At 63.1% G+C, this 15,763-nt stretch carries 12 protein-coding genes and 1 pseudogene; 6 read left to right on the forward strand and 7 right to left on the reverse strand.

The window, feature by feature from the left end; all coding sequences use genetic code 11:
* Window positions 1-32: 32 nt before the first annotated feature.
* Window positions 33-2,708, forward strand: coding sequence for an aminopeptidase N (gene pepN, locus AB4Y79_RS18510; RefSeq protein WP_441864914.1), 2,676 nt, complete (start codon window positions 33-35; stop codon window positions 2,706-2,708).
* 90 nt (window positions 2,709-2,798) lie between these two features.
* Here the strand turns inward: pepN and AB4Y79_RS18515 are convergent, their stop codons facing one another.
* The 5 genes and pseudogenes from AB4Y79_RS18515 to AB4Y79_RS18535 form a co-directional block, all read right to left on the reverse strand.
* On the reverse strand, window positions 2,799-3,893 hold the full coding sequence (locus AB4Y79_RS18515) for a lipoyl protein ligase domain-containing protein (protein ID WP_441864916.1): 1,095 nt from the start codon (window positions 3,891-3,893) through the stop codon (window positions 2,799-2,801).
* A 97-nt stretch (window positions 3,894-3,990) separates the two neighbouring features.
* Window positions 3,991-4,248, reverse strand: a complete 258-nt coding sequence (locus AB4Y79_RS18520; RefSeq protein WP_018761303.1) for a type B 50S ribosomal protein L31 — start codon at window positions 4,246-4,248, stop codon at window positions 3,991-3,993.
* A gap of 163 nt (window positions 4,249-4,411) precedes the next feature.
* Window positions 4,412-4,852: pseudogene (locus tag AB4Y79_RS18525) on the reverse strand (TrmH family RNA methyltransferase); the annotation flags it as partial.
* A 259-nt stretch (window positions 4,853-5,111) separates the two neighbouring features.
* Window positions 5,112-5,444, reverse strand: a complete 333-nt coding sequence (locus AB4Y79_RS18530; RefSeq protein ID WP_441864921.1) for a hypothetical protein — start codon at window positions 5,442-5,444, stop codon at window positions 5,112-5,114.
* A gap of 272 nt (window positions 5,445-5,716) precedes the next feature.
* Window positions 5,717-6,307 (reverse strand): TetR/AcrR family transcriptional regulator, encoded by a 591-nt coding sequence (locus AB4Y79_RS18535; RefSeq protein WP_441864924.1) that lies wholly within the window; start codon window positions 6,305-6,307, stop codon window positions 5,717-5,719.
* Window positions 6,308-6,623: 316 nt separating this feature from the next.
* On the opposite strand from AB4Y79_RS18535, the gene AB4Y79_RS18540 reads away from it, so the two are divergent.
* Complete coding sequence (locus AB4Y79_RS18540; RefSeq protein ID WP_441864927.1) at window positions 6,624-8,087, forward strand: APC family permease; 1,464 nt, start codon at window positions 6,624-6,626, stop codon at window positions 8,085-8,087.
* 589 nt (window positions 8,088-8,676) lie between these two features.
* On the opposite strand, the gene AB4Y79_RS18545 is transcribed toward AB4Y79_RS18540, so the two are convergent.
* Window positions 8,677-9,267 carry a TetR/AcrR family transcriptional regulator gene (locus AB4Y79_RS18545; protein ID WP_441864930.1) on the reverse strand — a complete coding sequence of 197 codons (591 nt, stop codon included), beginning with the start codon at window positions 9,265-9,267 and terminating at the stop codon, window positions 8,677-8,679.
* A 184-nt stretch (window positions 9,268-9,451) separates the two neighbouring features.
* Here AB4Y79_RS18545 and AB4Y79_RS18550 point away from each other — a divergent pair, with 184 nt between their 5' ends.
* Window positions 9,452-10,315: a hypothetical protein gene (locus tag AB4Y79_RS18550; RefSeq protein WP_441864933.1), complete on the forward strand. Its 864-nt coding sequence runs from the start codon at window positions 9,452-9,454 to the stop codon at window positions 10,313-10,315.
* A gap of 574 nt (window positions 10,316-10,889) precedes the next feature.
* Here the strand turns inward: AB4Y79_RS18550 and AB4Y79_RS18555 are convergent.
* Window positions 10,890-12,878 carry an FAD-binding monooxygenase gene (locus tag AB4Y79_RS18555; RefSeq protein WP_441864936.1) on the reverse strand — a complete coding sequence of 663 codons (1,989 nt, stop codon included), beginning with the start codon at window positions 12,876-12,878 and terminating at the stop codon, window positions 10,890-10,892.
* A 221-nt stretch (window positions 12,879-13,099) separates the two neighbouring features.
* Here AB4Y79_RS18555 and AB4Y79_RS18560 point away from each other — a divergent pair, with 221 nt between their 5' ends.
* From AB4Y79_RS18560 to AB4Y79_RS18570, 3 genes are all read left to right on the forward strand, one after another.
* Window positions 13,100-14,560, forward strand: coding sequence for a fumarylacetoacetate hydrolase family protein (locus AB4Y79_RS18560; RefSeq protein WP_441864955.1), 1,461 nt, complete (start codon window positions 13,100-13,102; stop codon window positions 14,558-14,560).
* The gene (locus AB4Y79_RS18565) at window positions 14,553-15,239 is read left to right on the forward strand and encodes a GntR family transcriptional regulator (protein ID WP_441864939.1); all 687 of its coding nucleotides are present in this window, start codon (window positions 14,553-14,555) and stop codon (window positions 15,237-15,239) included. Before AB4Y79_RS18560 ends, AB4Y79_RS18565 begins: the two co-directional genes overlap by 8 nt.
* 63 nt (window positions 15,240-15,302) lie before the next feature.
* A partial coding sequence (locus tag AB4Y79_RS18570) for an aldehyde dehydrogenase family protein (RefSeq protein ID WP_441864942.1) occupies window positions 15,303-15,763 on the forward strand: 461 nt, incomplete at its 3' end.

The following is a 15,763-nucleotide window of genomic DNA, read 5'->3' on the forward strand; positions in this document are numbered from 1 at the left end:
CCAATCAAACGGCACCGTGATTAGATAGCCGGGTGTCACATGAGAATCTGCAGCGCCGCGAAGCCGCTGAACGTTCAGTCCTGATCAGCACCACCAGCTACGACATCTCGCTGGACGTGCGGCAAGCGGCGGATCCGGCTGTCGCCGGGTACACGAGCCGCAGCGTCATCAACTTCACGGCCTCCGAACCGGGCGCCGGCACGTTCCTGGATTTCATTGGCAGCGACGTGCACAGCGTGTTCCTCAACGGCAAGGGCCTGCCGGTGGCGGACGTGGTGGATGGCGCCCGGATCCGGCTGGACAACCTGCAGGCCGAGAACCAGGTGACCGTTACCGGCACGGCGTTGTACAGCCGCTCGGGCGAAGGCATGCACCGGTTCGTGGACCCGGCCGACGGCCAGTGCTACCTGTACACCCAGTACGAGCCGGCCGACGCACGCAGGGTCTTCGCCAACTTCGAACAGCCCGACCTCAAAGCCATGTACACGTTCCACGTGATGGCGCCTGCCCACTGGCAGGTGGCGTCCAACGGCGCCGAGGTAAACCGCACCCTGCTGACCAGCGATCCGGCCACCGCCAGGTGGGACTTTGCCACCACGCTGCCCATGTCCACGTACATCACGGCGGTCCTGGCCGGTCCCTACTTCAAGGCAGAGGACCGCTGGGAGGCAACGCTCGACGACGGAACCCAGCTGGACGTCCCGCTCGCCCTCTATTGCCGGGCATCCATGGCGGAGTCCTTCGACCCGGAGGCGCTCTTCGGGCTCACCAAGGCAGGCCTGGACTTCTTCAACCTACTCTTCGACTTCCCGTACCCGTGGGGCAAGTACGACCAGGCATTCGTGCCCGAGTACAACCTTGGCGCCATGGAAAATCCCGGACTGGTCACATTTACGGAAAGCTACGTTTTCACGTCGCGCGCCACCGATGCGCAGTACCAGGGCAGGGCCAACACCCTGATGCACGAGATGGCGCACATGTGGTTCGGCGACCTAGTGACCATGCAGTGGTGGGATGACCTGTGGCTGAAGGAATCATTCGCCGACTACATGGGAACGCTTGCCGTTGACCGGGCCACGGACTGGGACACAGCCTGGGTCAACTTCGCCAACAAGCGCAAGGCATGGGCTTATGTCCAGGACCAGCTCCCCACCACCCACCCGATCGTGGCGGACATTCCCGACCTTGAGGCAGCCAAGCAGAACTTCGACGGCATCACCTACGCCAAGGGTGCCTCGGTCCTGAAGCAGCTGGTGGCCTACGTGGGCTTTGACGCCTTCATCGCCGGATCGCGGGAGTACTTCCGCAACCACGCATACGGAAATACCACGCTGGCGGATCTTCTTGAGGCCCTGCGGTCCGCCTCCGGCCGTGATCTGTCCGGCTGGGCCCAACAGTGGCTGCAGACGTCCGGGATCTCCACACTCTCCCTGCAGCTGGCTGCCGGGGGTTCCGACGACGGCCGCCTGGCCGGCGTCGCCATCGTCCAGGAAGCGGTAGACCCGGTCACCGGACGCGAGGAGCTGCGGCCGCACCGCCTTCGCATCGGTTCCTACGATTTCGACGACGACGGCGCCCTGGTCCGCACCGGCAGCATCGAAACCGACGCGGCCGGCGCCAGGACGGAACTCCCCCGGCTGGCCGGGCAGCCGCGGCCGGCCCTCCTGCTGGTCAACGATGACGATCTGGCATACGCCAAGATACGGCTTGACCCGGCTTCCCTGGCGACGGTACGCGCATCCCTGGACCGGATCGCCGATCCCATGGCCCGCGCACTGTGCTGGACGGCACTGTGGAACTCAGCCCGCGACGCCCAAAGCCCCGCCACCCTCTACGTTGACGCAGTGGCCGCCTTCGCGCCCGCCGAGACCGGCATCGGCGTCCTGCTGAACATCCTCGACAACGTGGCCACCGCCGTCGAGCACTACACCCCGGCGGACGGCCGGGACTCGGTACGCACGTCCTTCCTGGCCACTGCGGCAGCCGAACTGGACCGGGCCACGCCGGGCTCGGACCAACAGTTGGCGTGGGCCCGGACCCTGGCGGGCCTCAGCAGGAACGATCCCGCCATGCTCCCCCGCCTCCGCGGCCTGCTGGACGGCTCGGCTCCCGTGGCGGGCCTGGCGGTGGACGCTGAGCTGCGGTGGCAGCTGTGGCATGCGCTGGCCGCCAACGGACAGGCCACCGCTGCCGAGCTCGATGCCGAACTTGCCCGCGACACCACAGCCTCCGGACGGGCCGGGCACGCCACGGCCATGGCATCCCGGCCGGACCGTGCCGTGAAGTCCGCGGCATGGGACGCCGCCGTGCACGGAAACGAGCTTTCCAACCAGCTGCTGACAGCCACCATCAACGGTTTCACCACGGCACCGGCCACGCTGTTGGAGCCGTTCATTGGCCCGTACTTTGATTGCCTGCGGACCGTCTGGGATGAGCGGAGCATCGAAATCGCCAGCCGGATCGTACGGGGCCTCTACCCGTCATCCCAGGACCTGGCGGAGGGCGCGGCCCCGGAAGAGCATGCAGTTCTCCGGCGGACCGATGACTGGCTGGCGGCCAACCCGGATGCACCGCGCGCCCTGCGCCGGATCATCATCGAACAGCGAAGCCACCTGCTGCGGGCGCTCACGGCGCAGGCTGTGGGCGTACCATCATCGATTGCTCCCCGCCCCCGCCCTCGCCTCGCAAGCTCGGCCAGGGAACCCTAAGGGCGTGGGCCCACGTAACTGTCGTTTTCCCCGCCCAAAACGACACGTACGGAGCAATGGACGGGTCTGGTGAACCTGGTAAGGCTCGGGTTACGGGACCCGGTAGAGCCATTCCTCGGTGCCGAACTTCGCTGCCACCCGGTCCTCGGCTGCGGCGAGCTCGTGTCCGGCAAGCTGTGACGGGGCGGCGCCGTAGCGCTCACTGAACACCTCGATCATTGCCTCGATAATCGCCATCCGGGCAAGGCCGGTCTGCCGGCGCAGCGGGTCAACGCGCTTCTTGGCGCTGCGGGTGCCCTTGTCCGAGAGCTTCTCCTTGCCGATCCGGAGGACCTCAACCATTTTGTCGGCGTCGATGTCGTAGCTCATGGTCACGTGGTGCAGCATGCCGCCGTTGGCCAGGCGCTTCTGCGCGGCGCCACCGATCTTCCCCTGGTCCGTGGCGATGTCATTGAGCGGGACGTAGAAGGCGTTGATGCCGAGCTTCTCCAGCGCCGCCATGACCCAGGCGTCCAGGAAGGGGTAGGAATCGGCGAAGCTCAGCCCGTCCACCAGGGTCTGGGGCAGGTAGAGCGAGTAGGTGATGCAGTTGCCGGCCTCCATGAACATGGCCCCGCCGCCGCTGATCCGCCGGACCACGTTGATGCCGTGCTTGGCCACGCCGTCCGGATCCACCTCGTTCTGGACGGACTGGAAACTGCCGATCACCACGGAGGGCTCCTGCCAGTCCCAGAACCGCAGGGTGGGAGTCCGCTCCCCGGCGCCGACAGCCTCGGTGAGCACCTCGTCCAGCGCAACGTTGATTTCCGTCGGGAGCACTGTGGGCGCAATGACGTTCCATTGGTGGTCCGTCCAGGAGGTTGCCTTGGCAAGTGCGCGGCGGACGGTTACGGCCACGGCGTCCGCGGAAAAGCCGAACAGGACGGCCCCGGCTGGAAGCGCAGCGGTGACGGCCGCAGCGAGGTCTGCCGCCGTCGTCGTCTCAGGCAGTCCGGTCAGTGCCCGGTTGATGTCCTCCAGGGCCTCGTCGGGTTCCAGGAAGAAATCGCCGCTGACGGAGACGTCCGCCAGGGCGCCGTCCTCGACCTTCAGGTCAACCACAACGAGCTTGCCGCCGGGGACCTTGTATTCACCGTGCAGTCGCCGGGCGCCGTCAGGATCAGTGGCTGGAAAGGGCTGGCTCATGCTTCCCATCCTGCCCCAGAAACCGGGTGCGCGGTTAACGCAGGACGCCCGCACCGTTTCCGGTGCGGGCGTCGTGGGAAAAGCTTGGGCGAAGGAATTACTTCTTGCCGCCGAAGCCCTTGAAGCGAGCGTTGAAGCGCTCGACGCGGCCTGCAGAGTCCATGATGCGCTGCTTGCCCGTGTAGAACGGGTGGGACTCGGAAGAGATTTCGACGTCGATGACCGGGTAGGTGTTGCCGTCTTCCCACTCGATGGTCTTCGAGGAAGACACGGTGGAGCGGGTCAGGAACTTGGTGCCGGAGGCCAGGTCGTTGAAGACAACAGCTTCGTACTTCGGGTGGGTATCAGACTTCATAATTGGACCTTTGTTCGCGCAACTGGATTTTGCCAGTTGCCAGGTATGAATGGGATGGCTGGGATCTGTCGGATCAGCCGAAGCTGAAAAAGCAGGACAACCAGCTATCAATCATAGCCCAAGGGGAAGGGCCTGACGAACCGTGCCCCCGCGAAGACGCAGGTCACCCGCGGGCGCGCAACTCCCAGAATGCCACGGCCGACGCCGCGGCCACGTTGAGGGAATCCACGCCATTGCGCATCGGTATTTTGACGGCGAGGTCGACGGCGGCCAGGGTGCCGGCGCTCATGCCGGCGCCTTCTGTGCCGAGCACCAGGGCGGGCTTGTCCGGATTGCGGGCAGCCACGGCGTCAACATCCTCCGCGTCCGGCGTCAGCTCCAGTGCCGCAACGGTGAATCCGTGGTCCTTGAGCACCTGCAGATCCCCGGGCCAGTCCTGCAGGCGTGCCCAGGGCACCCGGAAGACGGTGCCCATGCTGACCCGGACGCTTCGGCGGTAGAGCGGGTCGCCGCACCGCGGCGAGACGAGCACGGCGTCGATGTCCAGGGCGGCGGCGGAGCGGAAGATCGCACCCACGTTAGTAAGTGTTGCAATATGCTGCGCGGCCAGTCGCGACTCAGTGCGGGGAATCTTCACGCATCTGCCTGCAGGAACCCTCAGTGAATGTAAAAGGGGGACGGTACACGCCAGGCAAACCCTTCAAGCCTGGCTAGGGCAGAATTCCAGGCCTACTGAGTTACTGCGTGTCCGGATTTGAGGGCCCTTGGACAGGACAGACTTGGCGTCGCTCTCCTCAAGTGTCCATCGTAGCGAGGGGCGACAAGGGTGCATGGTGGGCTGTGCCTACGCATAGGGCTTGTGCTTAGGACTTTTGGCCCGGCATGCTCTTCGCGGCTCCCGGTGGTCGGTCAATCAGTAAGGTGATGGGTGCGATATGTGCTGCAACGTGGGGTGCGCCGGCCTCTTGAGTAATTCCGAAGCCCGCGTGGAAGAGGGGGTCCTTGGTGTCGAACGGGACGTCTTCGCGGGAGTTCTCCACTGCCTCCATGGATGAGGGGATGTCGAAGGGCAGGGTTCCGGTGAGTGACGTGCGCCCTGTGAACGCGTTGATTATGACCTTGGTCGCTCGCTCCGAATTCGCCGAGTAGGGTGGCGCCGAGATCGAGGAGAGGGCCGCGGACTGCTGGCCGCTCAAGAAACACGGACACGTAGAGAGGGGCTTGAGCCGCATAATCGCGCAGCCTGTCGAGCGTGCTTTGAGGGAAGGCGAGCGTGCCGCCGTGGAAGTACTCGGCGACAACGGATCCGCGGCCGACTTCGAAGGGTGCTTCGAGGCGAACGAGGATCGCCTCGGCGTCCCCGACATCGGGAGTCGTCGTGAGGCCTGCGGGGTCCTGGATGCCCTCCACGTAGACCCGGGCGCCAGCGGGCAGAATGCCTGCCTCGACTCGTCAAACCTTGGCGCGCCTAGACCTTGCTGGCGGAACGCTCATCTGAGAGGGCCGCCGCCGCTAGAAGTTGCCCAAGCCGGATAATCGCTGCTTCAGTCTCGGCCCTGCTGCAAACGGTCAACTGTTGGAGGACCAGTCCGTCCAGCGCTGAGAAGACGACCCGCGCGGCATCGCGGTCGTTGGCCCATCCGTACCGGTTCAGCACGCGCTCCAGCACAGAGATGTAACTGTCATACAGGCGTTCGGCGATCCGCTGTAGTTCCAGACTCCGTCGTGAGGCCAGGATCATGTAGTACTGAAACAGTTGGAGGTTTGGTTCTTCCGTAACGAGCCTGGTGAGGGTACTGGCGAAATCAGCATCCAATGCCGAGGCCAGGGTCAGGTCGGTGATTTCCTGAGACCTGCCAACAGCCCATTGAGTGGCCGCCTCCAGAAGAGCTCCCTTGGATCCGAAGTGGTGGGAGATCAGGGTGTTGTTAACCCCGGCCCGCTCGGCGACCTTCCTGTAGCTCAGGCCATCGAGACCTTCTTCTGCCACCACGTCGACAACTGCCTTCAGCAGCGCTTCGCGCCCCGCGCCGTACTTCATCTGCCCATTGATGCCCATACAAGGATCGTAACCTTGTAGGAAAACAAAAATAAGCAGTTGCAGAGTATTGACTCCAGAGCTAAGCGAGTGCAGAGTCTTAACCAAGTGATTTAGGCCGCATGGCCATGCACCACACCGGTTACCTTTCCTAACACCTGGCAGAACTGAAGCGGCCCAAGGCCGTCTCCATCTGGCTGGCTCGGACAACGCCAACGGCTGGGGCGCCTCATCGACGGCGCAATCGAATGTGGCTTGTCCGGTGTACGGGCCGGTATCTACCAACTCCACCAGAACCGGCAATGATGCCGGAACAGCTCCAACGACAAGGATGACAATGAGCGAAACAGACACAGCCCGCCAGGACCAGAGTAGGACGCCTGCGGGACAATCCACGGCTCTGCGGGCAGGGACCATCGGCGTTTTCGGCATCATGTTCTTCGTATTTTCAGCACAAGCTCCCCTCACCGGAGTCGCAGGAGCCACAGCACTGGCAGTAGGACTCGGTAACGGTGCCGGAGCGCCGGGAGCGTACCTCATCGTCGGCCTTGTCATCATGCTCTTCGCCGTAGGATTCGTCGCCATGAGCCGAAAGGTGATCACCCACGGAGGGTTCTACGCCTACGTGTCTGCCGCGCTCGGGCGGAAAATCGGCGGCGGCGCCGCCTGGCTTGCCGTTCTTACCTATGTTTCGGTCCAGGCCGGCATGTACGGGCTCTACGGGGTAACCTTTTCCGCAGTCCTTTCAGGACTCGGACTGGAGGTCCCCTGGTGGCTCCTCGTTCTGGCAACACTGGCCCTGGTTCACTTCATGGGCACCCGAAACATCGAACTCGGGGCCCGCGTCCTCGCAGTTTTGGTCGGCCTTGAGATGTCCATCCTCATTGCCTTCGGATTGAAAACACTCTTCACCGGCGGTGGCCCGGAAGGCCTTGACCTGGCGGCAAGTTTCGCTCCGTCCGCCGTGGCCGCCGGAGCCCCGGGTGTCGCCATCGTTTTTGCCGTGGCCTCTATGTACGGCTTCGAATCCACCGCCATCTACTCAGGAGAAGCCAAAGACCCCCGGCGGACAGTAGCCCGAGCGACGTACGCTTCCGTGTGCGCTATTGCCGTGTTCTTCGCTTTCATCTCCTGGATGATCGCGAGTTTCTACGGCCCCAGCAAGGTGGCCGACGCAGCTGTCGCCGCACTTGAATCCGGGGATTCAACTTCCTTTGTTTTTGGCGCCCTCGTGGAGACGCTCGGCCCGTGGGCCGGAACCGTGGGACCTATCCTCCTGCTGACCTCGCTGTTGGCGGGGGTCATGGCTCTGCATAACAGCGTCAACCGCTACTTCCACTCCCTCGCCTTGCATGGAACCCTGCCCCACGCGTTGGCCCGCACGAACCGTCATCTCGCCCCTTCTGTGGCAGCCCGGGCTCAAACAAGCCTGACCGTGCTGCTCATCGCACCCTTCGCAATCCTGGGTCTGGATCCCGTCCTCACTCTGTTCTCCTGGTTCTCTGGCCTGTCTGTAGCCTCACTGCTGGTCCTCTATGTCCTGACATCGGTCGCTGTCGTCGTCTACTTCCGCAAAAACCCGGAGAACGGGGCGGTGTGGCAGACATTCCTGGCCCCCGGCGCATCATTCATCCTGTTGACGGGATTACTCGCCCTCGTCGTTGTGAACTTCAACCACCTCGTCGGAGGGGATGCCACCACCGCAGGTATTATTCTCGCGGCCGTACCCATTTGCTTCGGCCTTGGCGTCGCACTGGAAGCCCACCAATCACGCGACCAAAGAGTCCGCGAAACAGCCTGAAACATCGGCAGATAGACCAGAAGGGGATGGCGCCACAATGGCGCCATCCCCTTCTGTTCTTATCGCTGTCATTCTCCGGCGTGCAGTGGCCTGAGCAGCGACCGGGAATACGGCCCAACGGAAGCGACCCTGCTCTCGAACGTGGCCGAGGCCATTATCAGTGCGGCGGACCGGTTCGCGTGGGGACTGGTGTTCTTACCATGCGTCGGTGGGATTTAAAGTCGTTACTTAGGGCAGCGTGCTTGGTCACGGATGCCCAGCGGCGTACCCGATAGTGGACCCAGTGCAGCCACAGGAACGCGATTCTCTGTTTCGAGGGGAATGACCGTCACCGGTGCTAAGTCAAGGGCGTGGGCAAGTACCGACACGAGACAACGCTGTGGTGATCTGCCGTGAGTATGGACGGGTGGAGTCGCAGATAACCACGTGCCCGAGCATCAGGAGAGCTTCCCGCCGTCCTGGGCTGTCACCGAAGACCAATAACGCCCTAGGAATCAACTAACGTCTACGCACTAAGAGAACGCTTATTTTCCCAGTCAGCCTCGTTCCCAGCTATGTCTAAGAGGGGGTCTTGCTTCTCGTTGAAAGACTATGGAGCCAGTCCGGTTGCTGGCTGCGATTCCAATGCGTCGCTGTATCGCACCCCCCGATGCAACAGGCCATCGAGGTCAGCAATCGCGTCTTTGACGTCGGCAGGGTCTGCAACCGTCAGTTGCTGCAAGATCAAACTTTCCACTGAGGAAAATACGGCCCTGGCAAGCGGGCGATTACCGGGGTAGCCGTAGAGAACGAGCATTTTTTGGAAAGATTCGATGTAGCTGTCATAGAGCCGCGCAACCGTGGGACGCAGTTCGGCTTGGCGCCGGGAAGCAAGGATCATTTCGAACTGGAACAGCTGCAGCTCTGGTTCTGTGAGCACGAGGTTCACTACCGCTTCCGCGAAAGTTGCATCCAGCCGCGCAGTAGAGGCGGCGTTAGCCAGTTCCAGGGAGCGGCCGGTTGCCCATTCCGTTGCGGCCGCGAGGAGCCCTTCCCTGGAGCCGAAGTAGTAGGTGATCAGGCTGTTGTCGACCCCGGCTTCCTTGCCTACCTTCCGGTTGGTGAGGCCGGCAAGGCCGTCCCGGCCGACTACCTGCACAACGGCAGCAACTAAGGCCTCACGTCCGTCTCCGTACTTCAAACGTTCGCCCCTTACCGCCAGCCCACCGCCTTGTCGCTACACATTACAGCTTCCCGTTCAAGTAGGCTATTGACAGTGAATTTCTGCAATTGCAGAATTGTCGGGTGATGACCGTCACAGCTGAGCAGTGTCGCTCAAAGGCAGCAAGGAGTGTCCTTGCACACAGAACTCGGAAGGAACACCCATGCACGCATCCCAACAGTTGCGCGACAACCACTTCGGTGTGCTCGTTAATGGCAGAGAGGCAGCTGTAAGGGAAGTTCTGCCTGACTGGACTGGAGTGGACCGCATCGGGGTCGTTATCCATGAGCCTTTCGGTGGACTGGGCGCCAGCATGCTGATCCAGGCGGGTATCTCGCGTTTTTATGATTACGACCCTGACCGTCGGCACAATACGGCCCAGTACCCGCCCATATTCATGTTCCATGTGGGAGGCCGGTACGGAGACCACAGCTCCATGGACTTCTGGCCAGGCCGGCGGGAAGTTTTCCTGCCGGCTGACCCCTACGAAGTCCTCGGCGCGATCCGAGACCGCGCAATCACGCGGCTTTTCGTGCCGGAAGGCCCGAATATCGGCCTCAGCTACGCCTACGAGGCACCTAGCGGGTGGACCGATATCCATTCTGCGCAGGAACAAACGGCATCAGCCTTTGTCTACTCCCCCTCGGGAAAAGTCAGCGAACACGACGTGCAGTTGAGCGCCAAGGATGTCCACGTTGACGACATGGTGACGGACGTTCTGGAAATTGAGGCGTTGATCGATCGATTCGAACAATCAACCGATCAGGATTTGCTGGACCTTGAGTTGGGTCCCAGCACTCCCCCCGATTTCCATGGCTGGCTCAAGTCGTTCAAGAGCCGTGAGGGCGAAGTTCCCCTCAGCGTCCGCCAAGAGATCCTGGCCGCCCGCCGGGAAGCAATCTCCAGCGGAAATTTCATTCAGACGTACCGGAACGTTCCGGTCCAGGAAGCCCTGGGACGACTTGTCCCTAGACCAAAAAAGACTAATAACAGCAGCGTTCTCGACGAGGAGACTACACGTGCGTGACTTTTCATCCACTACCCGCCGAAAGATCACCAAGCATTTGGGCAAGGCCGCAGCGGTCCTCACCACGTCGGCTTTGTTGGCCGGCGTTGTGGGCTGCTCCACCATTTCTTAGGCCGCGCCCAGCAATGCAGGCGCTTCTTCTAAGGAATTGACGGAGATCGGGTTCGACTACCCGTTAACTATGCTTCCCATTTACGGGCGGCTGACCGGGTATGCGCAGGAGATGGCGGACAAAGAGAGGGCATCAAACTGACGCTGAGCAACCCTGACGCGCAAGCAGCGTCCCAAGCGTTGAAGTGCGACCTGGGATAGAAAGCATGGCGCGCGTTAGGTTCGCTTTTTAACACTTGGCGGAATGCCGTGCTCGCCTGGCGTGGCCAAGGCCACCCAGTTGCGAGAGTGGGTGGCCTTGGCGGCTTTGGTGTCCAAGTCCGGTGCAGGTAGGGCGAAGATGAAGAAGTCGTACCACTCGATGGTGGTACCGACCATGGTTCCCGCAACTACCCGTCGGTCCCCCTGGCCTATGCGCTGGCGGCCGGGGCAGTTCCCGCTGTATCTGCTCTCGACAAGGGCCTCACACCCTGTTGCTGATGAGGGCAGAGTGGGCGGCAGGGGCGCCGTGCAACGGCGCGGAGGGAACCGCTGCCGGCCTGTGGTCAGGCAGCATGCCGGCAAAGAAGGCCCCCAGCTCGGCCGTTGCCGTCAGCGGCAGAACGTTTGCGACGTACTGGTCCGGACGCACCACCACTACGACGCCGCCGCGGTCCAGGCCACGGAGTTCGAAGATGTCCGAGGCGGGGTCCGCGGCATAGACCTTCTCGTAGTCAGTGAGTTTGAACGGGCCAACCTGCGGCTTGAAGATGCCCGGGACGGCGCCGATGTCGATGCTGTGGTGATCCTGCTGGTAGATCACCTTCACGTCGAACCAGGCATCGGGATCGGCGTCCGCTGGTGTCGCCGCCAAGGGCGATTCGGGAGAGTTCGACATCCATTCAGCGAAGAGTTCCGTGGCCGACGGGACGCCGTTCCCGGTCGCCGCCCGGCCCTCCTGGGGAAGCGCGGAATCAGCGAAAATGTAGATACGCCAGCGGCCGTCGGCGGTCGCGTGGTGGCCGAGGTGGATGGGGTTGGTGTCGGCGACGCGGACCACGGGGGCGGATTTGAAGCGCTTGCCCACGGGGAAACCCGCAGCAAGGTCCTGGTGGTCAGTGCTGCCCACCAGCATGGATGGCGCGTACTGGGTCATGAAACCGGCCGGGAACTCCGCCGTGCTGACGTAAAAGTTCTCCAGCTCTGCTGGGTCTTCGAACTCCTCGGGCTTCTTCGCCATGAGCGTTGACCACTCTTTATCGAAGTCGATGAGGTTCTTCGCCACCACTTGCCGCTCAGCGGAGTATGTGGACAGCAGGCTCTCCGGGCTGCGTCCCTCGAGGACATGGCCCAGTTTCCAGGCGATATTGAAGCCGTCCTGCATGGACACATTCATGCCCTGGCCTGCCTTGGCGCTGTGCGTGTGGCAAGCGTCACCGGTGATAAACACGCGAGGCGTGCGGGTGCCACGGTCCTCCGGCAGGACGTCGTCGAACCTGTCCGTGAGCCGGTGCCCCACCTCGTAGACGCTGTGCCAGGCGATGTTGCGGACATCCAGGGTGTAAGGGTGGAGGATCTCGTTGGCCTTTTCGATGATTTCCTCGATGGTGGTGTTGCGGACTGCGCCCTTGTCGTTGGGGTCCACTTCGCCGAGGTCCACGTACATGCGGAAGAGGTGGCCGCCTTCACGTGGAATGAGGAGGATGCTGCCGCCCGAGCCGGACTGGATGGCGCATTTGGTGCGGATGTCGGGGAAATCAGTCACGGCGAGTGCGTCCATAACACCCCAGGCGTGGTTCGCCTGGTCGCCGGCAAGGGTGCAGCCGATAGCCTGGCGCACCTTGCTCCTGGCGCCGTCGGCTCCCACCACGTACTTTGCGCGGACAACACGTTCCTGGCCCTCATTCGGGCCGGCAGTGCTAAGGAGCGTGACAGTGACCGGGTACTCGCCTTCGTCCGCAACCTCAAGGCCCTGGAACTCGTAACCATAGTCGGGCGTCATACGGGTGGGAGAGTTGGCCATGTACTCGGCGAAGTAGTCCAACACCCGGGCCTGATTGACGATCAGATGCGGGAACTCGCTGATGCCTGCGGGGTCATCCGGGGTCCGGGCGGTGCGGACAATGCGAGAGGGGTCGGTGACGTCCGGCTTCCAGAACGCCATCTCAGTGATCGCGTAGGCCTCGGCGATGATCCGCTCGGCGAAACCGAAGGCCTGGAAGGTTTCCACGCTACGGGCCTGGATGCCGTCGGCCTGGCCAATGGCGAGCCGTCCGGGGCGCCGCTCAATGATGCGGGTGATGACGTTCGGGAACTGCGAAAGTTGTGCTGCTGCAAGCATGCCGGCCGGGCCGGTGCCGACGATAAGTACGTCTACTTCTTCGGGGAGCTCTGCGGGCCGGTCAATACCGACCCCGGCGGCTGGCTGGACCCGCGGGTCACCGGATACATAACCGTAGTGGTGGAACTGCACGGGCTTTCCTCACTTCACTGTGGGCTTCGATTCACCGCATGGTGTTCTATATGCGAATTTGCGATTCTATATTCGAAACGCGAGGGCTAGGCAAACAGTGTACGGCACATGTGACGGGCGCGACAAGGGCACCAAAAGTGGCCAAATTCTGCGCTTGACGAATTCCGTGAGGCACATCAAACTTGTTCGTATACGATTTCGTACTTGATGAGGAGACAGCTTTGGAGCAGGTCAACGGGGACACCCTTGCAGCGGCACGGAAGGTCATCGCCGTGCACATCAACTACCCAAGCCGGGCTGCACAACGGGGGCGCACCCCTGCCCAGCCGTCCTACTTTCTGAAGCCCTCAAGCTCTTTGGCCCCCAGTGGCAGCGTTATTGAACGTCCCGCAGGCTGTGAACTGCTGGGCTACGAGGGCGAGATCGCCCTGGTCATCGGGAAGGCCGCGCGCCGGGTAGGCATCGACGACGCCTGGAGCCATGTTGCCGCCGTCACCGCCAGCAATGACCTGGGCGTGTACGACCTGCGCTACGCGGACAAGGGCTCCAACCTCCGGTCCAAGGGTGGTGACGGGTTCACTCCGGTGGGCCCGGCACTGATCCCGGCAGACGCCGTCGACCCCGCCGGCCTGCGGATCCGCACCTGGCACAACGGGCAGCTGGTCCAGGACGACACCACGGAGGACCTGCTCTTCCCGTTCGCCCGCCTGGTCGCCGATCTTTCCCAGCTCCTGACGCTCGAAGAGGGCGACATCATCCTCACCGGCACCCCCGCCGGGGCCTCCGTTGCCCGGCCGGGTGACGTCCTGGAAGTGGAGGTCTCCGCAGGTAGCCTCACCACGGGCCGGCTGATCACCCGGGTGGAGGAAGGCACGACGCCGTTCGCGGACTTTGGTGCCGGACCCAAGGTTGATGACCTGCAGCGGGAGGAGGCGTGGGGTTCACGCGAGGCTGCTGGCCTTCCTGCCCCTGCCAGCACGCTTACCCCGGAGCTGAAGGCCAAGCTGGAGTCCGTGGCCACGGCCACCCTGTCGTCCCAGATGCGCAAGCGCGGCCTTAACAACGTGAGCATCGACGGGCTGCAGGGCACCCGGCCGGACCGCCGGGTGGTGGGACTGGCCCGGACCCTGCGCTATGTGCCCAACCGTGAGGACCTGTTTAAGACCCATGGCGGCGGGTTCAACGCCCAAAAGAAGGCCATCGATTCCGTGAACGAGGGCGAGATCCTGGTCATGGAGGCCCGCTGTGAAAAGGGCACCGGGACCGTGGGTGACATCCTGGCCCTGCGCGCCCAGGTCCGTGGTGCCGCGGCCATCATCACCGACGGCGGCGTCCGCGACTACACTGCCGTGGCCGGACTGGACATGCCCACTTGGTTTGCCAACACGCACCCCGCCGTGCTGGGCCGCCGCCACATCCCGTGGGACACGGACATCACCATCGCCTGCGGCGGCGCCACCGTCCAGCCCGGCGACATCATCGTGGCCGATTCCGACGGCATCCTGGTGATCCCGCCGGCCATCGCCGAAGAACTGGTGGACGACTGCATCACCCAGGAGCAGGAAGAAACGTTCATCTTCGAAATGGTCAAGCAGGGCAACAGCGTGGACGGCCTCTACCCCATGAACAAGGAATGGCAGACCCGGTACGAGGAATGGAAAGCAGGCAACGCAGATGACTGAAACGGCCGTTGCCGATCTGCCAGGTTCAACCATTACCGGCAGCAAGTCGGAGCAGGCGTACCAGGCAGTCAAGGCCCGGATCGTCGAAGGCGCTTACACTCCCGGCTACCGGCTGGTTCTGGCTTCGATTGCCAAGGATTTAGGTTTCAGTGTGGTGCCGGTCCGGGAAGCGATCCGTCGGCTCGAGGCCGAAGGCCTGGTGAAGTTCGAACGCAACGTGGGAGCTACGGTTTCCGGGATTGATCCGACCGAATATCTCTATACCATGCAGACCCTGAGCATCGTAGAAGGTGCCGCCACCGCGTTGTCAGCTCCCCTGATCGGTGAAGCTGACGTTGCCCGGGCCCGGGCGGTGAACGAGGAAATGCGCGAATGCCTGGATCACTTTGACCCTGTCCGCTTCACCCGGCTCAACCAGGACTTCCACAGCGTCCTGTTCGAGCACTGCCCCAACCCGCACATCCTGGACCTGGTCCACCGCGGCTGGAACCGGCTCGCGTCCTTACGGTCCTCTACTTTCCGCTTCGTCCCCGGCCGCGCCCGCGCGTCGGTCGAAGAACACGAGGCACTTCTGCAGCTCATCGAATCCGGCGCTGACGCCGACGAGATCGAGAAATCCGCCCGACGGCACCGCTCCGCCACCCTGGACGCCTACCTGAGCCAAGCCAAAACTGTATGACCTGATGCTCACCGCACGGAGCATCTCACCCAAGTAGCCGCACCAAGCAGAAAAGGAAACACAATGACGTTCACTGCCGAACAGACCAAACAGCATTACGTGCCGCAGGACCTGCCCACCCACATCCAGCACTTCATCAACGGCGAGTTCGTTGACTCCGTGGGCGGCAAGACCTTCGACGTCTTGGACCCGGTGTCCAACCGGAACTACGCCACCGCGGCCGCCGGGCAGAAAGAGGACATCGACCTCGCCGTCGCCGCCGCCCGCGAAGCCTTCACCAACGGCCCGTGGCCGAAGATGAGGCCCCGCGAACGCGCCCGGATCCTGAACAAGATCGCCGACGCCGTCGAGGCCCAGGAAGCACGGCTCGCCGAGCTGGAAACCTTCGATACCGGCCTGCCCATCACCCAGGCCAAGGGCCAGGCCCTGCGCGCGGCAGAGAACTTCCGGTTCTTCGCGGACCTGATCGTGGCCCAGTTCGATGACGCCATGAAGGTCCCCGGCTCGCAGATCAACTACGTGAA

Source organism: Pseudarthrobacter sp. YAF2 (genome assembly GCF_052113345.1).
Taxonomy (GTDB): Bacteria; Actinomycetota; Actinomycetes; order Actinomycetales; family Micrococcaceae; genus Arthrobacter.

Excerpts from the sequence above, each read along its gene's own strand:
- AB4Y79_RS18515 (WP_441864916.1), bottom strand. The coding sequence starts at position 3,893 with ATGAGCCAGCCCTTTCCAGCCACTGATCCTGACGGCGCCCGGCGACTG.
- AB4Y79_RS18520 (WP_018761303.1), bottom strand. The coding sequence starts at position 4,248 with ATGAAGTCTGATACCCACCCGAAGTACGAAGCTGTTGTCTTCAACGAC.
- AB4Y79_RS18535 (WP_441864924.1), bottom strand. The coding sequence starts at position 6,307 with ATGGGCATCAATGGGCAGATGAAGTACGGCGCGGGGCGCGAAGCGCTG.
- AB4Y79_RS18540 (WP_441864927.1), top strand. The coding sequence starts at position 6,624 with ATGAGCGAAACAGACACAGCCCGCCAGGACCAGAGTAGGACGCCTGCG.
- AB4Y79_RS18550 (WP_441864933.1), top strand. The coding sequence starts at position 9,452 with ATGCACGCATCCCAACAGTTGCGCGACAACCACTTCGGTGTGCTCGTT.
- AB4Y79_RS18565 (WP_441864939.1), top strand. The coding sequence starts at position 14,553 with ATGACTGAAACGGCCGTTGCCGATCTGCCAGGTTCAACCATTACCGGC.